The organism is Halorhabdus tiamatea SARL4B (assembly GCF_000470655.1).
Taxonomy (GTDB): Archaea; Halobacteriota; Halobacteria; order Halobacteriales; family Haloarculaceae; genus Halorhabdus; species Halorhabdus tiamatea.
The window spans coordinates 1,154,893-1,174,725 of record NC_021921.1 but is presented as its reverse complement, the minus strand read 5'-3'; the positions used below and the strand labels follow the sequence as shown (position 1 = coordinate 1,174,725).

The following is a 19,833-nucleotide window of genomic DNA, read 5'->3' as shown; positions in this document are numbered from 1 at the left end:
TCGGAAGGCGGAAAATCGACAGATCGCTGCAGAGAACGGGTCAGTTCAGCGGGCAATCAACACTCCGACCAGCCACAGGACTCGCAGGTCTTGCAGCCTTCGGAGTAATACAGTGACATCGAGCCACACTCGGGACACTCGGGGCTCTCGCCGTTCTCGATGAGTTCCTGCTGGTCACCGGTCGGCTCGGTTGGTTCGCTCGGAGCGGCTGTCGTATCGCTGTCGGTCGAACGCATCTCTGCTTCAGCCGTCTCGCGGTCCTCGTCGGCAGTCTCCTCGAGCGTCTGTTGCTGTGGGTAGGCGCGCTCGATGTCGCCGTCGAGGTACCGACGCATCGCGGTGCCGATGGCGTCCGGGATCGACTGGATCTGCTCGCCCTTGTCCCAGGCGACCTTCGGCGAGCGGATGCCCTGGAGTTCGTCGGCGATCTCGCCGGGGTCGACACCCGCCCGCATCGCCGTCGAGATGGTCTTCGCCAGCGCCTCGGTGAACGACGCCGTGAAGCCGCCGGAGTTGCCGATGTTGGCGAACAGCTCGAAGGGGCGCTCGGCCTCGGGGTCCTCGTTGATGTTGACGTAGAGCTTCCCGTAGCCGGTGTCGATGCGCTGGGTCACGCCGTGAAGGACGTCCGGACGCGGACGCTTCTTGGCGAACTCCTCGTAGTCGCCGTCGGCGAGCTCGACGAGGGCCTCGATCTCGTCGTCGACGACTGCCTGGACGTCGTCGTCTTCGAGGAAGGCCTCGATGCCGCCGAAGACCGCCTCGATCTGGGCGATGACCTCCTCGACGTCCATGTCGGCGAAGTCGGTGTTGTCGGCCCGCGTCGTCAGCACCTGCTTGCTCCGGGTGCCGTCGCGGTAGTAGGTGACGCCCTTGCCGCCGTGTTCGTAGATGTACTCGAAGACGTCCTTGGCGTCCTCGATCGTGGAGTCGTTGGGCGCGTTGACGGTGTTATGTGAGACAAGACCACCGACAACGTACTCGTGAGGTCCAGCAAGTTCGATGTCGTACATCTCGCGCGTCCCGGCGTCTTCGACATCCGTTACCTCGTACAGCGGTGGTGCATCGGTGATACCGAGCTGCTCGGCCGTTGTGTTGAACATGTAATTCCGGCCACGGTACTCGAAGTTCCGTGCCGCGTAATATTCCGGTGAGCGGGAGTTGAATTCCGTCTTGTCGACTCGATCCGGTGAGACGTAGACGCGATACCGCTGGTCGAACCGATCGACACGCTTGTGTTGCTCGATCGGCGTCACCAGCTCCTGGGCCTCGTTGGTCACGTGGACCTGATACGCATATGCGCTGGACTCCTTGACCCATTTGGTGCCAACGTACACCTTGGGAACTCCGAAGCTCCGCAGCAATTCTGCAACGCCGTCGGCGAGTCGCTCGGACATCCCGCCGTAGACGACGAGGGACTGCGAGGACACATACCCGTCGAGAGTAACGCCGTTAACGAAGGCCAGTTTCTCGTCCGGACCGCCCCTGAGGACGGTACGCGGTACCCGCTTTTCGTACGCGCCGGAGCCACACAGTTCTGTCACGAACTCCCAGACCGGCTTCGAGTTTAGCTGCACTCCGTAGACAGTCTTGCGCTCGTCGCCACGACGCGTGTCCTCCTCCACGGTTGGCTCACGGTCGAACAACTCCTCGAACAACTCGCGTGCTTCGTCGCGAACCGCCTTTGATGCGGTGCTTATCTCGATTCCATACCGGGAATCGATCGCACTCCCGTCAGCTGCGTACATCCCGAGGAACTTCGCGAGACGTGGTGACATCCTGTCGGGGAGTGTGACGTCTTTCTCGTGGGGTGAGCGGCTGCTGTTCCCGACTACGGTCGCCGTGCCTCCATCGAAGGCCACATCGCATACTGGACCGGCGTCGATCGATGCCCCGCCCTCGCCGTGAGACTCTACGTGTCGGCCGACCACGTGATCGCCCGGCTGCAGATCTCCGAGTACCGTCCATCCGCTGGGTGTCAATACTTTATGGGAGTCTGTCGCGCCAACGATCTCCGTGCCGTTGTCGACTCGCACCCGTGTCGCATCTTTCTCACCGGCATAGTACTGTGACTCGACCTGAACGCCATCGATCGTCACGTCTTCGTCGACATCGGTGAACTCACCCGGCTCGGGATCTTCGTCGACGAAGGACTCGATCGGACGGACGCCGGAGTCCGTCTGGACGAGCGTTCCCTCCTCGAGACACTTGCTGATGGCCGAGTCCACGCCGTCCTGGAGTGTACATTGAATCGAGGCGTGCTGGTTGGGCGAGAGATCGCCCGTCGTGACGAACAGCTCGCCGATGGCGTCGGGGACCGTCGAGAGCCCCTCGACGCCGTCGAACTCGTTTGCGGCCATCTGCTCCTGAGCCTCCTGTTTGACGGCGTCGACGTCGATGCCGTTCTCCTCGAGGACCCGCAGGAAGTAGTCGTCGAACTCCACGAGCATTTCGTCGCCCTGGACGTCGTCGGAGACGTTCTTGTAGTAGGCGACGTTGTAGACCGGTTCACACCCACCGGTCGTGTTGCCGACCATGCTGGTCGTCCCGGTCGGCGCGATAGTCGTCGTGTTGTGGTTGCGGATGGCGAACCCGTCTTCGAAGTCGTCGGCGTCCTCGCCGACGTAGTGTTCGAACCACTCGCGGTACTCGGTCGGGTCGGCGTACTTCGAATCCTCCCAGTCGTTGAAGACGCCACGTTCCTCGGCGAGTTCGTGGCTCGCCCACTTGGAGTCGTGGTTGATCTTCTGCATGAGCTGGCCGGCGATCGCGTCGCCCTCGTCGCTGCCGTACTTCACGCCGAGCTGGATGAACAGTTGGGCCAGTCCCATGATGCCCAGCCCGATCTTGCGCATGTTCCGGACTTTCTCCTCGATCTTCTCGACCGGGAAGTCCGACATCGTGACGACGTTCTCGAGGAACCGGGTGGCCGTCTCGATCCGATATTCGAGTTCCTCGACGTCGATGGCTTCCTCGAGGTACGCTTCGACCGCCGCCTCGAAGTTCTCGTACTCTTCAGCGTGGCGCGTCGACCAGACTCGCCAGTCCGGGGCGTCCCCGGCCGCCAGCGTCGAGAGGTTGATGTGTCCGAGGTTGCAGGCCTCGTACTCCTCGAGCGGCTGCTCGCCGCAGTTGTGGCAGACGAGCCCGTTCGCGACGAACGAGTGCGTATCCGGCTCCGTCAGGTCGTAGACGGCTTCGTGCCCGTCGTACTCGACTGATTCGACCGTCGCCTCGAAGGACTCACTGTACGGGCCACGATCGTACTCTGCGAGACGCTCGTCGAGGGCCACGTCCTTGGTGTCGAGCAGGAATCCGACTTCCTCGCCGAAGCGGACGAGGTTGTCCTTGACGACGACGAGTTCGTGAAAGCCTTCCGTCTCGTACTCGGCCGTGTCGCCGGTCCCATCGGGAAGTTCGACCGTCCCGGGCTCTTTCCGGTCCTCGTAGACTTTGCTGGCGATGCCGAAGTTGAGAAGCAACTGCTGGACTTCCTTGAGGAAGTCGGCGTCGACGCTCGCCAGTCGCACGGAGACGCCCTTCTCGACGTTACCCTGTACGCTCCCGTCGGCACTGAACAGCGCCCGCAGGAATCCCCTCGCCATCTCCTCGCTGCCGCGCATGACTGCGTCGGGAACCTGGAGTTTCTCCTCGGCAAGGCCAGTCTCCTCGGCGTACTCGTAGAGACGGGCAGACCGGATACGCTGTTCGAGTGCCTGCGCGCCGCGATAGTCGTCACCGCGGCTGATGTCGCTGACGCCGACCTCGTAGTCGGCGTTTCCGAACGGTTCGCGAACGATCTCGTTGACGTCGTCGGCGAACCGCTCTGAGATGGTCGTGTCTTCGTCGTAGAAGTTCAGCACTGCACGCTCTTCACCGTGCTTGAGATGGCCGTCGCCGACGAGCCACCCGAGGACACGCCCCTCCTCAACCGATCCGTGTTGACCGAACTCACCCTTCCGGTTTTGAACGTGCACAGTATCCCCGGGTTCGAGGTTCTGGGCCTCGACCCAGCCGTCGTCGGTCATCATACGGTGGTCTGCCGTCAAGCGGAGTTCGTAGCCTTCCTCGGTCGTGAGTTCGTAGACGTCCTTTTCACCGGTCTTGAAGACACTGCTGGCCTCCTTGACGCTGTCTTCGCTGAGACGGCCGTCGACGACGACGTCCTGTGCGACACCCTGTTCGTACAGGTCCTCGGCCGGGACGAGTCCGTTGTCGGTACTGATGAGTGTGTCACCCGTGACACAGGGGTTTGTCGCGAGGATGCGGTGATCAGGATGTTCCTCCACGTCGAAGGAATGTTCCTTGTTTGCGCGTTCGAGGTAGATCACGCCGGGTTCGCCGTTCTCGTGAGCGCCCTCGACGATGTCGTCCCAGAGTTCGGCGGCCGGGATCGACAGTTCCTCGCCGACCTCGACGTACTCGCCGAGGCCGAACATGTCGTACAGCTCTTTGGTCTCCTCAGTGACAATGTGGGGGTCGCCAGTCCGTGGGTTAGTGAACGTGAACTCTTCGTCGTTCTGGAGGGCCTCCATGAAGTCGTCGGTGATGCCCACCGAGATGTTGAAGTTCGAGAGGTGGCCCTCGACGGCGTTGCGGAGGTGTTCGGGAACCCGACCCTCGTCGTCGATCAGTTCTCGCGCCTCTTCGAGGGCGTCGGCGAAGGAGTTGTGCGTGAAGTCGTCGGGGTCGTTCAGCCGCAGGGTCCGCGCCAGGGAGACGTCCTTGTTCTTGGCGTGGATGAACTGGATGACATCCGGATGGGAGACGCGCATGACGCCCATCTGGGCACCGCGGCGCGCGCCGCCCTGAGCGATCGTCTCGCACATCTGGTCGTAAGTCCGCATGAACGTAATCGGACCAGACGCGATACCTCCTGTCGAACCGACAGCATCTCCGTAGGGACGCAATCGCCAGAAAGCGTACCCCATTCCGCCGCCGCTGTTGTGCGAGACGACCGAACTCGCCACGTACTCGTGATTGTCGGCGACGGTCACATCGTAGACGGTGGCTGTTCCAGCATCTTCGACGGCCTCGACAGGGACGTGCCACGTCGAACCGTCGCGCGTGCCGACGCTCGGGCCCTCCGAGTCGATTGATGCGAGCGTCTCGGCCATCGTCTCCGAGCGGGAGTCGACGAAGCCGATCAGATCCTGGAACTGTTCGAGGCCTTGCCCGCCGGTCGGTCCGACGTTGAAGTAGTCGCGATCTTCGGTGTCGTACTCCCACTTGATCGCGGGAACGCCGAGTCCGAGGAGCAACTGCTGGACGTCGTCGATCAGCTCCGCGGAAGAGCTCCACAGTCGCGGATAGACGTCCTTCTGGAGGCTGCCGTCGGTCGAGTACAGTCCCCGGAGGAACGCGCCGATCGTCTCGCGATCCGCTTGTTGAACGGACTCGGGCACGGACGCCGACGTCGCATCGGGCTTTGCATCCCCGAAGTTAGCGAGCCACCAGCGTTTGACCTCGTGGCTGTGGACGACAGCCTCGTAACAGCCCTCGTCCCAGCGCCAGTCGAGACCGACGTCGAAGAGATCGCGGGCCAGTCGGTCGGCGTGTTCGAGCGTCTCCTCGCGGTTGAGATGGAATCGAATCCCGTCCTCGTGTTTCGAACCGTCGCCGACCCACATTCCCACCAACTCAGCCAGGGCCGGCGTGAGTTCGGTCGGTTGGTCGACGACCTTGACGGCCTCGCCGTTGGCGTCGAGCGAGTTGTTCTGGCGGTATCGGGCCACACTTCGGGTCGAGACGCCAAGTTCCTTTGCGATCTCGCCGTCGGAGTGGCCGCCGTCGTAGAGCGCTTCGAACTCGCTCTCGTCGAAACTCACGTTTCCGCCGGGGCGTCCACCGCTGCCGTTGGGATCCAGTCCGAGTTCGAGCGATCGGCGGCGCTGGATCGTCGAGGCCGAACTGTCGAGTCGGTCGGCAATTTCGTAGTCGCTGTGCCCATCGGCGTAGAGTTCGAGGATATCGTCGTTCGAAACCGTGCGGTTCTCCACCCACTGTGCACCGCCGGCGACGGTCGTGAGTTCGGTGGTCGCGTCCACGTCGTCGATCCAATCGAGTCGAAGCGAGAGCGTGTCTCCGGGTTCGATCTCGTCGATACGCGTCCAGTCCCCGTCGACGAGCAGCTTGTGATTCGGCGTTCCCGTCAGTTCCACGCCAGCCTCCGTTTCAACTCGATTGACCGGTGAATCGTCGTAGGCGTGGGTTTCGTCGACGTTCCGTACCTGGTGGTCGTCACCGTTCCGCTGTACGATCCTATCTCCGGGTTCGACATCGGCAATGGAAACAACGCCTTTGCCCTCGACGTAGACATTCGTGTCGTCAGTCAGACACTGAAAAACCTGTGCGGCTTCTTTCGCTGTCTGATGAATGTCATCAATGTCGTCTTCGGGACTATCGACGAAACACGCCGAGAGTTGCTGGAGTTCGTCGCCGGCGTTCATCAGCGTCGGGCTGTTGTGACTGACGAACCCTTCGACGACGTAGGTGTTCCGACGCGGAACCTGCATGTCTTCGACGGCCATTCGACCGACGTCGTCGACCGTCGAAACCCGCTCGTAGAATTGGTCTCGCTCGACGAACTCGGCGACCGGGGAGTTCCACAGTTCGGGATATTTCTCCGCGTAGCGGCGGAATATTCCGACGCCGATCTCCTGATGGTGTTCCGAGTCCGGATCGATCAGGAACTGCGAGAGATCACGGTAGGCGTCGTGGCCGAGATCGCTCTGCTGGAACCACTCGTGGAGACGGTCGGTCTGGTTCGGGATCTCTATCGAGGTAGCGTTCTCGGCGACGTTCTCGAAGCGTTTCGCGTCCGTCTGCTTTCGTTCGCTCAGGAACCCGACCCGCTCGACGAACCGTTTGCCACAGACGTTCTTGCGGATCGTTACCCGGTACCCGTCCCGCTTTTCGCTCACGGACGAACGAATGCCGAGACCGAGCAGTAGCTTCTGTACCTGATCGGCGAGCAGTTCACTGTGCGTGTACAGCTCGATCGCCCGTTCACCGACGGTCCCGTCTGCCTCGAATAGCCCGCTGAGGAACGTTTCGATACAGGTCCGACCTGATTCGAGCACTGCGTCCGGAACCGCGGCAGTCTTCGAGGCGTCTTTCAAGAGATCGTTTTGGTCGAGATGATCGTATAGATCACGTCTCCCGGCCTGACCGACCACGCACGCGGCATCGTTTCGATGTCGTGTCGTCGGTTCGAACCCGAACACTGACTCAGTCAGTTCTCCCCAGTACTCGACGAGGTCGTCGTCCTGTTCGTCGAACGCAACTCTGACCCCACTCTCCCGTGCGGTCCCATCACCGACGTAGAGACCTAGCCATTCCGCGAGTGCAGGCGTCATGGAGGCGGGCATATCGATGTCCCCTCGCGGCCTGCCGAAGTCAGTCGTTTCCGCGGCGACTGTCCCCCCATCAGCTGCCATCGGCGGGAGCAGACTGGCTGTCGTCCCTTCGTCGTCGAGGAAGTTCTTCTGGAGCGCGATCACGTCGTCCGGTTGGAGGTCTTTGACCTGCCGCCATTCGTATTCGCCGCTCGCTGAGATAACTCGGAAATAATGCTCGGGCGTGGCCTGGACTGTATATCCTGACTCTGTCTCGATCTCCGTGACCAGTTTCTCACCGTTCTCGAACTTCGAGTCGACACGGGCGGTCCCGTCCTGGTCGTCATAGACACGTTCCCCTGGTTCGATATCCCCGAGGGGTTTGAGCCCTCCCTGGGCTGCGACCCGCGACGCGGGTGGAACGCAGTTCGGCATGAAAGAGAGGTCCTCCATCAGGTCCTGGAACGCCGTGGCGGTCTCCTCGACGTGCTCGCGAACGTCCGCGGGGAGTTCGGGGACGACCGTCTCGTAGGCGAACTTGTTGACGTTGTAGACCGACAGCGTCGTTTCAGCGTCGTCGCTGAGGGACGTCCCTTTCCCGAAGACCTCCTCGGCGAGTTCGTCCCGCCGGGGGTGGTCGGGTTTGAGCTGGTCCGGCGTGACGGTGATCTCGACGTCCTGGTTTCGTGCTTCGTAGACGGCCTCGGCCAGCGCGATGTTCTTCGCGACGCGCTCGAAGAGGTCCTCCTGGCCTTCGACGAGTTCGCCGTCGGCGTCCTTCCGGAGGTACCGCGCCGGGAGAATATTCTGGTAGGCGTTGTCGGTTAGTCGGTCGGCGAGGGTCTCTCCCTCTGTGCGCTTGATCGGCAGGGTCACCTCGTCGACGCTCAGTTCGGCGTCGCTCACTGTTCGGCCCTCCGCGCGATGGTCCACTCGTCGCCGTGTCCCGTCATCTTCGCTCTCGTTTGTATCATATATAGGGGAACTTCTGTTAGACTGGATGCCTCATAACGCTTTGGCTTGCGTGATTATTTGCTGTTCGAGCCGCTGTCATATTTCGTATGTTTATCGCTCAAGCCCGAGGCTCAGAGGGTTGGCTCACACGCTCTCACCCAACGAGATGGGGATACATAAGGGTTCGTAGACCGGAGTGAAAGTGATTCGATCGCGGTCCGAACCGACTCCGATCCGGCGGATCGGACCCGAAAAGCGGGGGTTGGTCCACGGCCGATGCTGTTTCAGACACTCGCCAGGAAGTTCCGGATCACGTCGTGGCCCACCGCGGTCAGGACGGACTCGGGATGGAACTGGACGGCTTCGATTGGATGCTTGCGATGGCGGATGCCCATGACGAGTTCCGTTCCATCGTCGGCCTCGGTCGTCGCCGTGATCTCGAAGCAGTTGGGGACATCGCTGGCGATCAAAGAGTGATAGCGCCCACCCTGGAACCCCTGGTCGAGACCGGCAAAGACGCCCTCACTGTCGTGATCGATGGCGGCGGCCTTGCCGTGGATCGGTTCGGGTGCGTGGCCGACGGTCCCACCGTATTCGTAGACTGCAGCCTCGAGACCCAGACAGACGCCCAGCGTCGGCACGTCCGGACTGATCTTCCGGAGGACGTCGGTCGATACCCCGACGTCGCGGTCGTTTCTCGGATGGCCCGGGCCCGGCGAAATGATGATGGCGTCCGGGTCGGCTGCCCGGACGTCCGACAGCGAGGCCGTGTTCTTCACGACGGTCGTGTCCGCGTGTTCGGACGTGTACTCCACCAGGTTGTACGTGAACGAGTCGAAGTTGTCCACGAACAGCACCTCGAGGTCGTCGGTGGGCGTCTCGGTCGTCGCGTCACCGTCGACGGTCGCTGCGGACTCGCTCATCGAGACACCTCCTCGATCGGAGCCTCGGTGTCGACCTCGACGTTCGGTTCCGACTCGATCCGTTCGAGCGCGTCGATCACGCCGCCCATCTTCTGTTCGGTCTCCTCGTATTCGCTTGCCGGATCGGAGTCAGCGACGATGCCCGCCCCGGCCTGGACGGTGATGCGGTCCTGCGTTCGCTTCTCGCCACTTCCGTCGACGGCGTCGATCCCGTGTTCGATCGCTGCCGACCGGATGACGATCGCGAAGTCGGCGTCGCCGTTCCAGGAGAAATACCCGACGCCGCCGCCGTAGATCCCGCGTGGGTCGGGTTCGAGGTCGTCGATTATCTCCATCGCGCGAATCTTCGGCGCACCCGAAAGCGTCCCCGCCGGAAAGGCCGCCCGCGTCGCGTCGAAAGCGTCCGCGCTCTCGGCGAGCGTCCCCGTCACCGTCGACTCGATGTGCTGGACGTGGCTATACTTCAGGACGTTCATGAACTCCTCGACCCGGACGCTGCCCGGCTCGCCCACGCGGCGGACGTCGTTGCGCGCGAGATCGACGAGCATCGTGTGTTCGGCCCGCTCTTTTTCGTCGGCGAGCATCTCGCCCGCCAGCCGGCGATCCTCGACGGGACTGTTTCCGCGCGTTGACGTCCCCGCGATCGGATTCGACGTAATAAGGTCTCCCCCCACTGAGACCAGCGTCTCGGGACTCGCGCCGACGATCGTGCGGTCGTCGTAGCCCAGCAGGTACATGTACGGCGAGGGGTTGATCGAGCGCAGCGAGTCGTACAGCGCGAGGGGGTCGACGTCGCCGTACAGCTCTCGTTTCCGGGAGATCACGCCCTGGTAGATGTCGCCGTCCAGGACGTGGTCCTTGGCCCGCTCGACGGCGTCCTCGTAGTCGTCCTGTGGCCCGGCGTCCTCTCGAACGCGGTCGAAGCCGCCAGTCTCTGGCTCGCCGGCCGCTGCCAGCGCGGTCTCGACGCGCGCGGCCTCGTCGAGTAGTTCGTCGTACCGCGCGTCGGCGTCCTCGATCGGCCTGACGACCGGCGTAAACACCAACGAGACGGTCCCCTCGGCGTGATCGAACACGAGCGTCTTCGTCGCGAGCACGAACTGGGCGTCCGGGAACCGCGAGTCCGGCCGATCGACCCCCACCTCGTCGAGCCAGAGGTCGTAGACGGCCTCGTAGGCCAGAAACCCGACGAGCCCGCCCGAGAGCGTCTGGCGATCGTGTTCGGGGAACCCACGCCGCTCGACGTCGGGCAGGACGGCCCGGAGGTCATCGAGGACGTCACCGCCGTTGGTTTCGAGCAGGGCACCATAGCGGTCGTCGAGGATGTCAAGATCCGTCCCGTCGGGCTCGACGGTCGCGACCGCGACAGGATCGTAGCCCACGAAGGAATAGCGAGCGTGACGGTCGTCGGTCGTTGGCGCGAACGCGCCGTTGGGATCGCTGGAGGCGACTTTCTCGGCGCTTTCCAGCAGGAAAGCGTACTCGCCCGCGTCGGAATCGACGGTACCAGCGTCGCCCTCCCGGCCGGTCACCGCCGCGTAAGCCGCGAGCGGATCCACGTCGGCGTCGAGTTCGACGGCGACCCGGATCACGCCCGGCTCGTCGGCGTCGGCGAATGCTACAAATTCCTCGCGGGACAGCGATGGCTCGCCAGTCATGCGACCACCTGATCACTTTCGACCCGGTCGACGAACCGCTCGACGGCGTCGTGATCTTTGACCCCTCCTTCGAGCTCGACGCCGCTTGCGGTATCGACACCGAACGGCTGGATGGTCTCGACGGCCTCGGCGACGTTCTCTGGGGTGAGGCCGCCAGCCAGCAGGATCGGGACGTCGAGGGTCTCGACAACCTCGGCGGTTCGATCCCAGTCGTGGGTTCGGCCGGTCCCCCCGCCGCCGGCCTCGCCGAGTGAGTCGACGACGAGTCCGTCGGCGGCCGCGGCGTAGGCGTCCAGATCGGCGTCGTGATCGAGCGCGACCAGGACTGACTGGGGGATCGCCGCCGCGAGTGCCGCCACTTCGTCGGGATCGAGCGTCCCGTGAATCTGGACGGCGTCCGGCTGGGTTTCCGCGGCGAGTTCCCGGGCCGCTTCGACGGTCTCGGACATCGTCACGAGCACGCCCGAGACGAGTGGCGGTACCGCCTCAAGCAGTTCGGTGGCACGTTCTCGGGACACCTCCCGTGGCGTCTCGACTGGAACGTCGCTGATCACGCCGATCGCGTCGACGCCAGCGTCGACGCTCGCTCGGACGTCCGCTTCGCGGGTGTGTCCACAGACCTTCACGCGCGTCATGCGACCACGCCGCGAAGCCCGGCGAGTTTCTCGCCGGCCGCCCCCGAGTCGATCGCCTGGCGGGCGACTTCGACGCCGTTTTCGATCGAGTCGGCCTCGCCCGCGACGTAGATCGCCGCGCCGGCGTTCGCCAGGATGATGTCCCGCTTCGCGCCGTTTTCCTCGCCGTGGACGATCCCGCGGAGGGCGTCGGCGTTCTCTTCGGGCGATCCACCCGCGACGTCGGCGATGTCGTGGCGATCGAGACCCATGTCTTCGGGGGCCAGCGTGTACTCCTCGACGGACTCGCCCGTGACCTCGGCGACGGTCGTCTCGTCGTGGACGGCGATCTCGTCGAGGCCGCCGCCGTGGACGACCAGGGCGTGTTCGACGGGCATGTGCGCGAGCGAGCGCGCGATGAGCGGGACCAGTTCGGGGTCGTAGACGCCCAGAACCTGTGCGTCAGCACCGGCGGGGTTCGTGAGCGGGCCGAGGATGTTGAAGATAGTCCGCATCCCGAGCTCCTTCCGCGGGCCGATGACGGCCTTCATCGCTGGATGGAAGACCGGCGCGAGCATGAATCCGACCCCCCTGTTCTCGATGGCATCCTCGACGGCGGGCGGTTCGGCGTCGACAGTGACGCCGACTTCCTCCAGGACGTCGGCGCTCCCGGACGACGACGAGACGGAGTAGTTGCCGTGCTTGGCGATCGGGACGCCCGCGCCAGCGGCGACGATCGAACTCGTCGTCGAGACGTTGATCGTGTCGTAGTCGTCACCGCCAGTCCCGACGATATCGACCAGCGGGTCGCGATCGGGTTCGATCGTCCGGGCGGCCTCGCGCATCCCCTGGGCGAAGCCAGCGATCTCGGCCTCGGTCTCGCCTTTCGCCCGGAGCGCGCTCAGGAGCGCGCCGATCTGGGCCTCCGTGGCGTCCTCGAAGACGGCGCTCGACGCTCGCTTTGCCTCCTCGACGGTCAAATCCTCACCGTCGGTGACGCGTTCGATGTGTGACTGTAGTGTAGACATTGTTGTACTCATTCGGGTTGTAATGTACAACTTCGTACAACAACTTAAGCATGTCGGGACGAGGGTCGGTCGTCGGTCGTGACCGAAACCGATTTTCCGCTGTCGGGCTGAGGGATGGATGCGCGAGGGTGGCTGAGCGGCCAAAGGCGGCGGGCTTAAGACCCGCTCCCGAAGGGGTCCAGGGGTTCGAATCCCCTCCCTCGCATCTGCGACGAACGGAAGTGAGGAGCGATGCGAGCGGGATTCGAACCCTGGAAGTCGCAGTCCCGGGAGCGCAGCGAAGCGAGCACCCCGGAACGTCTTCCTCTGGTTCGAATCCCCTCCCTCGCATAGCGAGACGTGAGCGAAGCGAACGTCTCGATTATCGCGAGCGGTGAACGTAGTGAGCCGCGAGCAGGGAGACACGAACGGAGTGAGTGTCTCCGAAAGTACGAACGGTGAGCGAACCGTGAATCAGTGCGCGGCGCAAAGTCGCGCCACACTGGGTCGATTGATCCCAACAGCGACGGGTTCGAGACCCCTGTTTCAGGTCCGCACGCTCTTCCACGCTCCAGTGGCCCGAAGCCAGAGGAGGCCAGCCCCTGCTGCGCCGGCGAGAACACACCCCGCGTAGACGATCGCGGGAGAGAGCAGGCCGAGCAGCGGGTTCGCGGACAGCGGAGCCAGCGGTCGGGCGTCAATGTACAGGATCGCGTCCAGGACGACGTGCGACCAGGTGCCGACGAGCGCACCAGCAGCGATACTCGAACGAGACCAGCGGAGGTCGAGGCCGTATCGCTCGATCGAGGGGCTCGCGAGTTCGTACCCAGCGAGGACGGCGATCGCGACGGCGACAGCGACGAGAGCGCCGCCAAGCAACGTCGTGAGCGGGCCGTGTATCGGCGGCTCCAGCGGGCCGAAGATGACCAGCGCGGCGCGGACGTCGATGACGACGCTTCCGAGACAGAGCGCCGGCAGGTCGAGCCGTCGGTTGGCCAGACTGCCGACCAAGAGTGCGGGACCAAGGTGGAAGGGCGTCAGCGGCACACCGGAGCGTGACAGCCACAATTGTTAAATCTAGGCCGACGCTCGATGAGACATTCGCCGGGGTACCGTGATGTGAACGACTCACGCGACGTGCTTTTTTATATCCCGGCCCAACGAGCGATCGATGACTGACACGCTGCCGCCGGCTGTCGCCGATGCCTTCGACGACCACGACCCGTTCGAAGCGAGCGAGGAGGGGTATCGCGTGACGACGACCGTCTTCGACGCGACGGTGACGGCGACCGACACCGACGGCGTCGGCCACGAGTACACGGTGACCGTCCGGACGCCGATGCTCGACGCGGCCGTCGAGGGCGAAGTCGTGGGGCCGGCCGTCGAGGACGGCTGGTTCGAGACTTTCGAACGCCGACTCGAAGACGCGGCTGGAGCCACGCGGGCGCGAGTCGACCTCGACGAGCACCGGCTTCGTGTCGACGACAGCCAGGCAGTCGCGACGCTCGTCTTCTCGTACGGTGATCCGGGGCGGGCCGCCGAGATCGCCAAGACGTTCGTCGAGTACGTCGAAGGAACCTACGTCGAGGGGGTCGTGCCCGGGTACGACTACCAGCCGCCGGTATCCGATCTACTCCAGGCCTCGAAGACGGCTGGCGACAACGAGCGCAGCGGGACCCCGCTGTAGGGGATCACTCCATCGCGACGTACGTCTGGGTGTCCTCGATTCCGTCGATCTCCTGGATCTCGCCGGCGGCGATCTCCTTGACGTCCGCCGGCGCTGGAACGTCGACTTTCGCGATGAGGTCGACGTCACCGGCCACGACGTGGGCGCTCGCCACGCCGTCGATCGCTTCGATACTGTTCTTGAGTCGGTCCGCCTCGCCCGTGTGTGCTTTGACCATGACGTATGCTGTGACCATGTTAGGCCCCTCCGAGTGCTGTTTCCGCCGTCGTGTTGCCGACGATCAATTGCCGGACGTCGCCGAGGACAGTGAAATCGGCCAGGACGACCAGTCGATCGCCGACCTCCAGCGACGCGTCGACGTTCGGGACGCCGACCGACCCGTCGCGCTTGCCGAAGGCGAGGAGTCGCGATTTGGCCGGGAGTTCGAGTTCGCTCAGGCTGTAGCCGTTCACTGGTGCGTCGGCGGTGACGGTGAACTCGATCAACTGGAGATGCTGGGCGATGTCGGCGATGGCGACGCTACTTCCTCCGAGCAGCGCGTTCTTCGTCGCGATTGCGCCGAGTCGCTCGGGGTAGATCACCTCGTCGACGGCGTCGGCGTACTGCCGGTAGACGTCCTCGCGGTAGTCCTCGTCGATGCGTAACACCGTTCGACACCCGTGTTCGCTGGCGATCAGACACGTCGCGAAGTTGGCGTTGAGGTCGCCGGTGAGCGCGCCCACGGCGTCTGCCGATTCGAGGTCTGCCTGCTCGAGGACAGATTCGACGGACCCGTCGCCCACGATCACCTCGAAGCCCGCCTCACGCCCCCGGTCGGCCGTCTTCGGATCGGCCTCGACGAGGACGACGTCGTGTCCGCTCTCCCCAAGCGCCCGGGCCGTCCGGAGGCCGACCCGTCCGGATCCCACGATAACGAATCGCATATGTGTGTCATTCACGTGCGGACGAATAAAGGTATCTTCGCCGGCGAAACCGGCGGGACTCCGATCGACTTCGGGAGGGAAACGTTCATGTCATGTCACATCGTACCATAGTTTGCGATGGTCAAAGCGTTCATTCTGGTGAAGGCGGCCGCAGGCACGGCGGAACGACTGCTCGGGGAGGCTCGGACGGCGATCGGCGTTGAAGAGGCTCACGTCGTGGCCGGACAGTACGATCTCGTCGTCGAGGCCGAACGGGACTCCGTCTACGAGATCATGGAGTCCGTCGCCAGCGGTATTCGTGACCTCGAAGACGTCACCGACACCCGATCGTACATCTGTCTCGAGTGAAACACCCGAGTCGTCGTGGCCGCGGCGGGCTGCCGGCAGCGACACGCCAAAGAGGCTGGCTCGCCTGATCGCAGGTATGTCAGCCGTGACAGATGCCGTCGGGCTCGCGGTGATCGTCCTGGTCAACACCGCGATCGTGGCACTCTCGACTCGCTTTTTCCGCGTCCGGTTGCACACCCGCTGGGGCAGCCTGTTCTACGCTGTGGTGTTCGGATCACTCGCGTTAGTCGTCACGACGCTGGTGCTGGCCGGCTTTCTCGGCCTCGGCCCGAACCTCGACAGTCGCGCGGCCGTCCTCGGCGTGACCGTCGTCGGCCCGCTCACGATCGGGGTGACGATCGACTACTTCTGGATGCCTGATCCGGCCGACGTCGAACTGCCCGAACCTGCTGATCGATCCTGATCGACCGTTTCGGAACCGTTGTGGTGGCTATCGGTTGAGTGCCGCCTCACCGTGTGCCCTCCAATTTCCGACCTACTGATTTCACTTTCACCCCGGTGTTAACGAGGCTTTATATGGCAGGGCGGGCAAAGCGATTGATATGGCAGCATCCGAAGACCTCGAAGACCTGCCGGGCGTGGGTCCGGCGACCGCAGAGAAGCTCACCGAAAACGGCTACGACTCCTATCAGGGCATCGCCGTCGCGAGTCCTGGCGAGTTGAGCAACACCGCCGACGTCGGCGAATCCAGCGCGGCAGACATCATCCAGGCCGCCCGCGAGGCCGCCGACATCGGCGGGTTCGAGAGCGGGGCCGAGGTGCTCGAACGCCGCGAACAGATCGGCAAGCTCTCGTGGGGCGTCGAGGAGGTCGACGAGTTGCTCGGCGGCGGCGTCGAGACCCAGTCGATCACCGAGGTCTACGGCGAGTTCGGCGCGGGCAAGTCCCAGGTCACCCACCAGCTCGCGGTCAACGTCCAGCTCCCGGCCGAGCACGGCGGCCTCGAGGGGAGTTCGATCTTCATCGACAGCGAGGACACGTTCCGCCCCGAGCGTATCGAGCAGATGGTCGAAGGCCTCGAAGACGACGTGATCGCCGACACGATGGTCCTCCACGACGTCGCCGAGGAGGGGGAGGCCGATCCCGGTGACGACGCTCTCTTCGACGACCTCGTCGAGTCGATCCTCGACAAGATCCACGTCGCGAAGGCGTTCAACTCCAACCACCAGATCCTGCTCGCCGAGAAGGCCCAGGAACTCGCCAGTGAGGGCCAGGACGAGGCGTTCCCCGTCCGGCTGCTCGCCGTCGACTCGCTGACCGCACACTTCCGGGCGGAGTACGTCGGCCGTGGTGAACTCGCCGACCGCCAGCAGAAGCTCAACAAGCACCTCCACGACCTCATGCGGGTCGGCGACCTCAACAACACGGCCGTCGTCGTCACCAACCAGGTCGCCGCCAACCCCGACTCCTTCTTCGGTGACCCGACCCAGCCCATCGGCGGGAACATCCTGGGCCACACCTCGACGTTCCGGCTGTACCTCCGGAAATCCAAGGGCGACAAGCGGATCGTCCGCCTCGTCGACGCTCCCAACCTGCCCGACGGCGAGGGCGTCATGCGCGTCGAAGAGGGCGGCCTGATGGCCGAGTGAGGTTTCAGGCGGTAGAGGGGGCGTCCCCGCCGAATCGGCAGTGCGAGATACTTAACTGAACGCGGCCGCTACGCCTGCTATATGCAACACGTGAAGATTCCGCAGGACCGGATCGGCGTGGTGATCGGCGAGGGTGGTGAGACGATGCGGGAGATCGAACAGGAAGCTGAAGTCCGCCTCGACATCGATAGCGAGACCGGTGCGGTCGCCGTCGAGTCGGTCGGCGACCCCGTCACGGCGCTGAAAGGGCCGGACATCGTCAAGGCCATCGGCCGCGGATTCGCTCCCGAGGACGCCCTCCGGCTGCTCGAAAACGACATGATGCTGTTCGACGTCATCGACATCGACGCGGTCGCGCGCAATCCGAACGATCGCAAGCGTCTGAAAGGCCGACTCATCGGTGAAGACGGCCGAACTCGCGAGCTGATGGAGGACCTGACGGGTGCGGACGTCGCCATCTACGGCTCGACGCTGTCGATCATCGGCGGCCCCGAGCAGGTCGAGGCCGTCCGGGAGGCCGCTGAGATGATCCTCGACGGCGCACCTCACGGCTCCGTGTACTCGTTCCTTGAACGCCGCCATAACGAGATGAAAAACCAGGGTCTGGAGTACCACCAGTTTACCGGGTGAGTTCTCCCGCTGCAATAGACGGTGTCACTCCGGCTATGCGTGTGCGTGTGCGTTGGTCCCTCTGTTTGCCCTATCGCCTTTTAAATTCGTCTGTGAACATGTCGCATAGTTCGTGACGCGTCGGTCTCGGCCGCCCGTCTCACCCTGGTCCGTTATACTTATATAGAAGGACATTCAATCCTTGCCTGACTATGGCTCAACAGATGGGTAACCAGCCCCTCATCGTACTTTCCGAGGACAGCCAGCGAACCTCCGGAAAGGACGCCCAATCGATGAACATCACCGCCGGGACCGCCGTCGCCGAGGCCGTTCGGACGACGCTGGGTCCGAAAGGGATGGACAAGATGCTCGTCGACTCGACGGGCAACGTCGTCGTCACGAACGACGGCGTCACCATCTTAGACGAGATGGACATCGAACATCCCGCGGCGAACATGATCGTCGAGGTCGCCGAGACCCAGGAAGACGAGGTCGGCGACGGCACGACCACAGCCGTCATCATCGCCGGTGAACTTCTGAGCAAGGCCGAGGACCTCCTAGAGCAGGACATCCACGCCACGATCCTCGCCCAGGGGTATCGCCGGGCCGCCGAGCAGGCAAAGGAGATCTTAGAGGACAACGCCATCGAGGTCACCCCCGAGGACGACGAGATCTTAGAGCAGATCGCGGCGACCGCGATGACCGGCAAGGGCGCGGAGAACTCAAAGGAGACGCTCGCCGAACTCGTCGTCAGCGCCGTGCAGTCCGTTGCCAACGGTGAGGACATCGACACGGACAACGTCAAGATCGAGACCGTCGTCGGCGGCTCGACCGACGAGTCCGAACTCGTCGAGGGCGTCATCATCGACAAGGAGCGCGTCCACGACAACATGCCCTACGCCGTCGAGGACGCCAACGTCGCGCTGCTGGACACTGCGATCGAGGTCCAGGAGACCGAGATCGACGCCGAGGTCAACGTTTCGGACCCGGACCAGCTCCAGGAGTTCCTCGACCAGGAAGAGGCCCAGCTCCAGGAGATGGTCGATCAGCTCGCCGACGCGGGAGCCGACGCCGTCTTCTGTCAGAAGGGCATCGACGACATGGCCCAGCACTACCTCGCCCAGGAGGGCATCCTCGCGGTCCGCCGGGCGAAGAAGTCCGACATCAAGGCGCTCTCGCGAGCCACGGGCGCACGCGTCGTCTCGAACATCGACGACATCACCGAGGACGATCTCGGCTTCGCCGGCAGCGTCGCCCAGCGCGACGTCGCGGGCGACCAGCGCGTCTTCGTCGAGGACGTCGAGGACGCCAAAGCCGTCACCCTCATCCTCCGCGGTGGCACCGAGCACGTCGTCGACGAGGTCGAACGCGCCATCGAGGACTCCCTTGGCGTCGTTCGCGTCACCCTCGAGGACGGCAAGGTCCTGCCCGGTGGCGGGGCCCCCGAGGCCGAACTCGCGCTGGGACTGCGTGACCACGCCGACTCCGTCGGCGGCCGCGAGCAGCTCGCCGTCGAGGCGTTCGCCGACGCGATCGACGTCGTCCCGCGAACCCTCGCCGAGAACGCGGGTCACGACCCGATCGACTCCCTCGTGGACCTCCGCAGTCAGCACGACGCCGGCGACATCGGCGTCGGGCTCGACGCCTACTCCGGTGACATCGTCGACATGACCGAGGACGGCGTCTACGAGCCGCTGCGCGTCAAGACTCAGGCTGTCGAGAGTGCGACGGAGGCCGCCGTGATGATCCTCCGGATTGACGACGTGATCGCCGCCGGCGACCTCAAGGGCGGCGGCAGTGACGACGGCGACGACGGCGGCCCGCCCGCCGGCGGCCCTGGCGGTATGGGCGGCGGCATGGGCGGCATGGGCGGTATGGGTGGCATGGGCGGCGCGATGTAAGCGAGGGGCGTACGAAGTACGGCCCTCGAAATGCCGAGCGGGGAATGCGAGGCCGAGCGAAGCGAGGCCTCGTTTAACATGACCCGCGAGGCGAAGTCGGTCAACATCACATCAGCCCCCACGGCTACTGCTTGACGCCATCGCTTGCCGTCCGCTTGGCTCGCGGACGCGAACTACCAGATTCGACGAAGTTTTTCGTTTTTATAACACTCTTCAATACAGAATATAGCTGTAACGTTCTGGGAATGTCTACTTCGTACCACTCCAATCATAAGAATTATCG

Annotated in this window: 14 protein-coding genes and 1 tRNA gene; 7 read left to right on the top strand and 8 right to left on the bottom strand. The window is 63.9% G+C overall.

Going from position 1 to position 19,833, the window contains the following annotated elements; translation table 11 throughout:
- Positions 1–56: 56 nt before the first annotated feature.
- The 5 genes from HTIA_RS17115 to trpD all read right to left on the bottom strand — a co-directional run bounded on the left by HTIA_RS17115 (position 57) and on the right by trpD (position 12,514).
- A complete protein-coding gene (locus HTIA_RS17115) occupies positions 57–8,243 on the bottom strand; it encodes an intein-containing adenosylcobalamin-dependent ribonucleoside-diphosphate reductase (RefSeq protein ID WP_008528424.1) in 8,187 nt (2,728 codons plus the stop codon).
- Positions 8,244–8,575: 332 nt separating this feature from the next.
- Complete coding sequence (trpG, locus tag HTIA_RS05840) at positions 8,576–9,214, bottom strand: anthranilate synthase component II (protein WP_008528423.1); 639 nt, start codon at positions 9,212–9,214, stop codon at positions 8,576–8,578.
- Positions 9,211–10,872 carry an anthranilate synthase component I gene (gene trpE, locus HTIA_RS05835; protein WP_008528422.1) on the bottom strand — a complete coding sequence of 554 codons (1,662 nt, stop codon included), beginning with the start codon at positions 10,870–10,872 and terminating at the stop codon, positions 9,211–9,213. Before trpE ends, trpG begins: the two co-directional genes overlap by 4 nt.
- Entirely contained in the window at positions 10,869–11,507 is a 639-nt protein-coding gene (locus HTIA_RS05830) for a phosphoribosylanthranilate isomerase (RefSeq protein ID WP_008528421.1), read from the bottom strand. The genes trpE and HTIA_RS05830 overlap by 4 nt, the downstream gene beginning before the upstream one ends.
- A complete protein-coding gene (gene trpD / locus HTIA_RS05825; protein WP_008528420.1) occupies positions 11,504–12,514 on the bottom strand; it encodes an anthranilate phosphoribosyltransferase in 1,011 nt (336 codons plus the stop codon). The genes HTIA_RS05830 and trpD overlap by 4 nt, the downstream gene beginning before the upstream one ends.
- Before the next feature lie 122 nt (positions 12,515–12,636).
- On the opposite strand from trpD, the gene HTIA_RS05820 reads away from it, so the two are divergent.
- A tRNA-Leu gene (locus HTIA_RS05820) sits at positions 12,637–12,719 on the top strand.
- 320 nt (positions 12,720–13,039) lie between these two features.
- Here the strand turns inward: HTIA_RS05820 and HTIA_RS05815 are convergent.
- Complete coding sequence (locus tag HTIA_RS05815; protein ID WP_008528419.1) at positions 13,040–13,540, bottom strand: hypothetical protein; 501 nt, start codon at positions 13,538–13,540, stop codon at positions 13,040–13,042.
- Positions 13,541–13,664: 124 nt separating this feature from the next.
- Between HTIA_RS05815 and HTIA_RS05810 the strand changes: the two genes are divergently transcribed.
- Complete coding sequence (locus HTIA_RS05810) at positions 13,665–14,180, top strand: DUF5813 family protein (RefSeq protein WP_008528418.1); 516 nt, start codon at positions 13,665–13,667, stop codon at positions 14,178–14,180.
- A 4-nt stretch (positions 14,181–14,184) separates the two neighbouring features.
- On the opposite strand, the gene HTIA_RS05805 is transcribed toward HTIA_RS05810, so the two are convergent.
- Complete coding sequence (locus tag HTIA_RS05805; protein WP_008528417.1) at positions 14,185–14,415, bottom strand: Lrp/AsnC family transcriptional regulator; 231 nt, start codon at positions 14,413–14,415, stop codon at positions 14,185–14,187.
- A gap of 1 nt (position 14,416) precedes the next feature.
- Positions 14,417–15,103 (bottom strand): potassium channel family protein, encoded by a 687-nt coding sequence (locus HTIA_RS05800; protein WP_008528416.1) that lies wholly within the window; start codon positions 15,101–15,103, stop codon positions 14,417–14,419.
- 117 nt (positions 15,104–15,220) lie between these two features.
- Between HTIA_RS05800 and HTIA_RS05795 the strand changes: the two genes are divergently transcribed.
- The 5 genes from HTIA_RS05795 to thsA all read left to right on the top strand — a co-directional run bounded on the left by HTIA_RS05795 (position 15,221) and on the right by thsA (position 19,550).
- Positions 15,221–15,451, top strand: coding sequence for an Lrp/AsnC ligand binding domain-containing protein (locus HTIA_RS05795; protein WP_008528415.1), 231 nt, complete (start codon positions 15,221–15,223; stop codon positions 15,449–15,451).
- 76 nt (positions 15,452–15,527) lie between these two features.
- On the top strand, positions 15,528–15,854 hold the full coding sequence (locus HTIA_RS05790; RefSeq protein WP_008528414.1) for a hypothetical protein: 327 nt from the start codon (positions 15,528–15,530) through the stop codon (positions 15,852–15,854).
- A 139-nt stretch (positions 15,855–15,993) separates the two neighbouring features.
- Positions 15,994–17,040, top strand: coding sequence for a DNA repair and recombination protein RadA (gene radA, locus HTIA_RS05785; RefSeq protein WP_008528413.1), 1,047 nt, complete (start codon positions 15,994–15,996; stop codon positions 17,038–17,040).
- A gap of 81 nt (positions 17,041–17,121) precedes the next feature.
- Positions 17,122–17,670 carry a KH domain-containing protein gene (locus HTIA_RS05780; RefSeq protein WP_008528412.1) on the top strand — a complete coding sequence of 183 codons (549 nt, stop codon included), beginning with the start codon at positions 17,122–17,124 and terminating at the stop codon, positions 17,668–17,670.
- A gap of 203 nt (positions 17,671–17,873) precedes the next feature.
- Positions 17,874–19,550 carry a thermosome subunit alpha gene (gene thsA / locus HTIA_RS05775; protein WP_044950962.1) on the top strand — a complete coding sequence of 559 codons (1,677 nt, stop codon included), beginning with the start codon at positions 17,874–17,876 and terminating at the stop codon, positions 19,548–19,550.
- Positions 19,551–19,833: the final 283 nt, after the last annotated feature.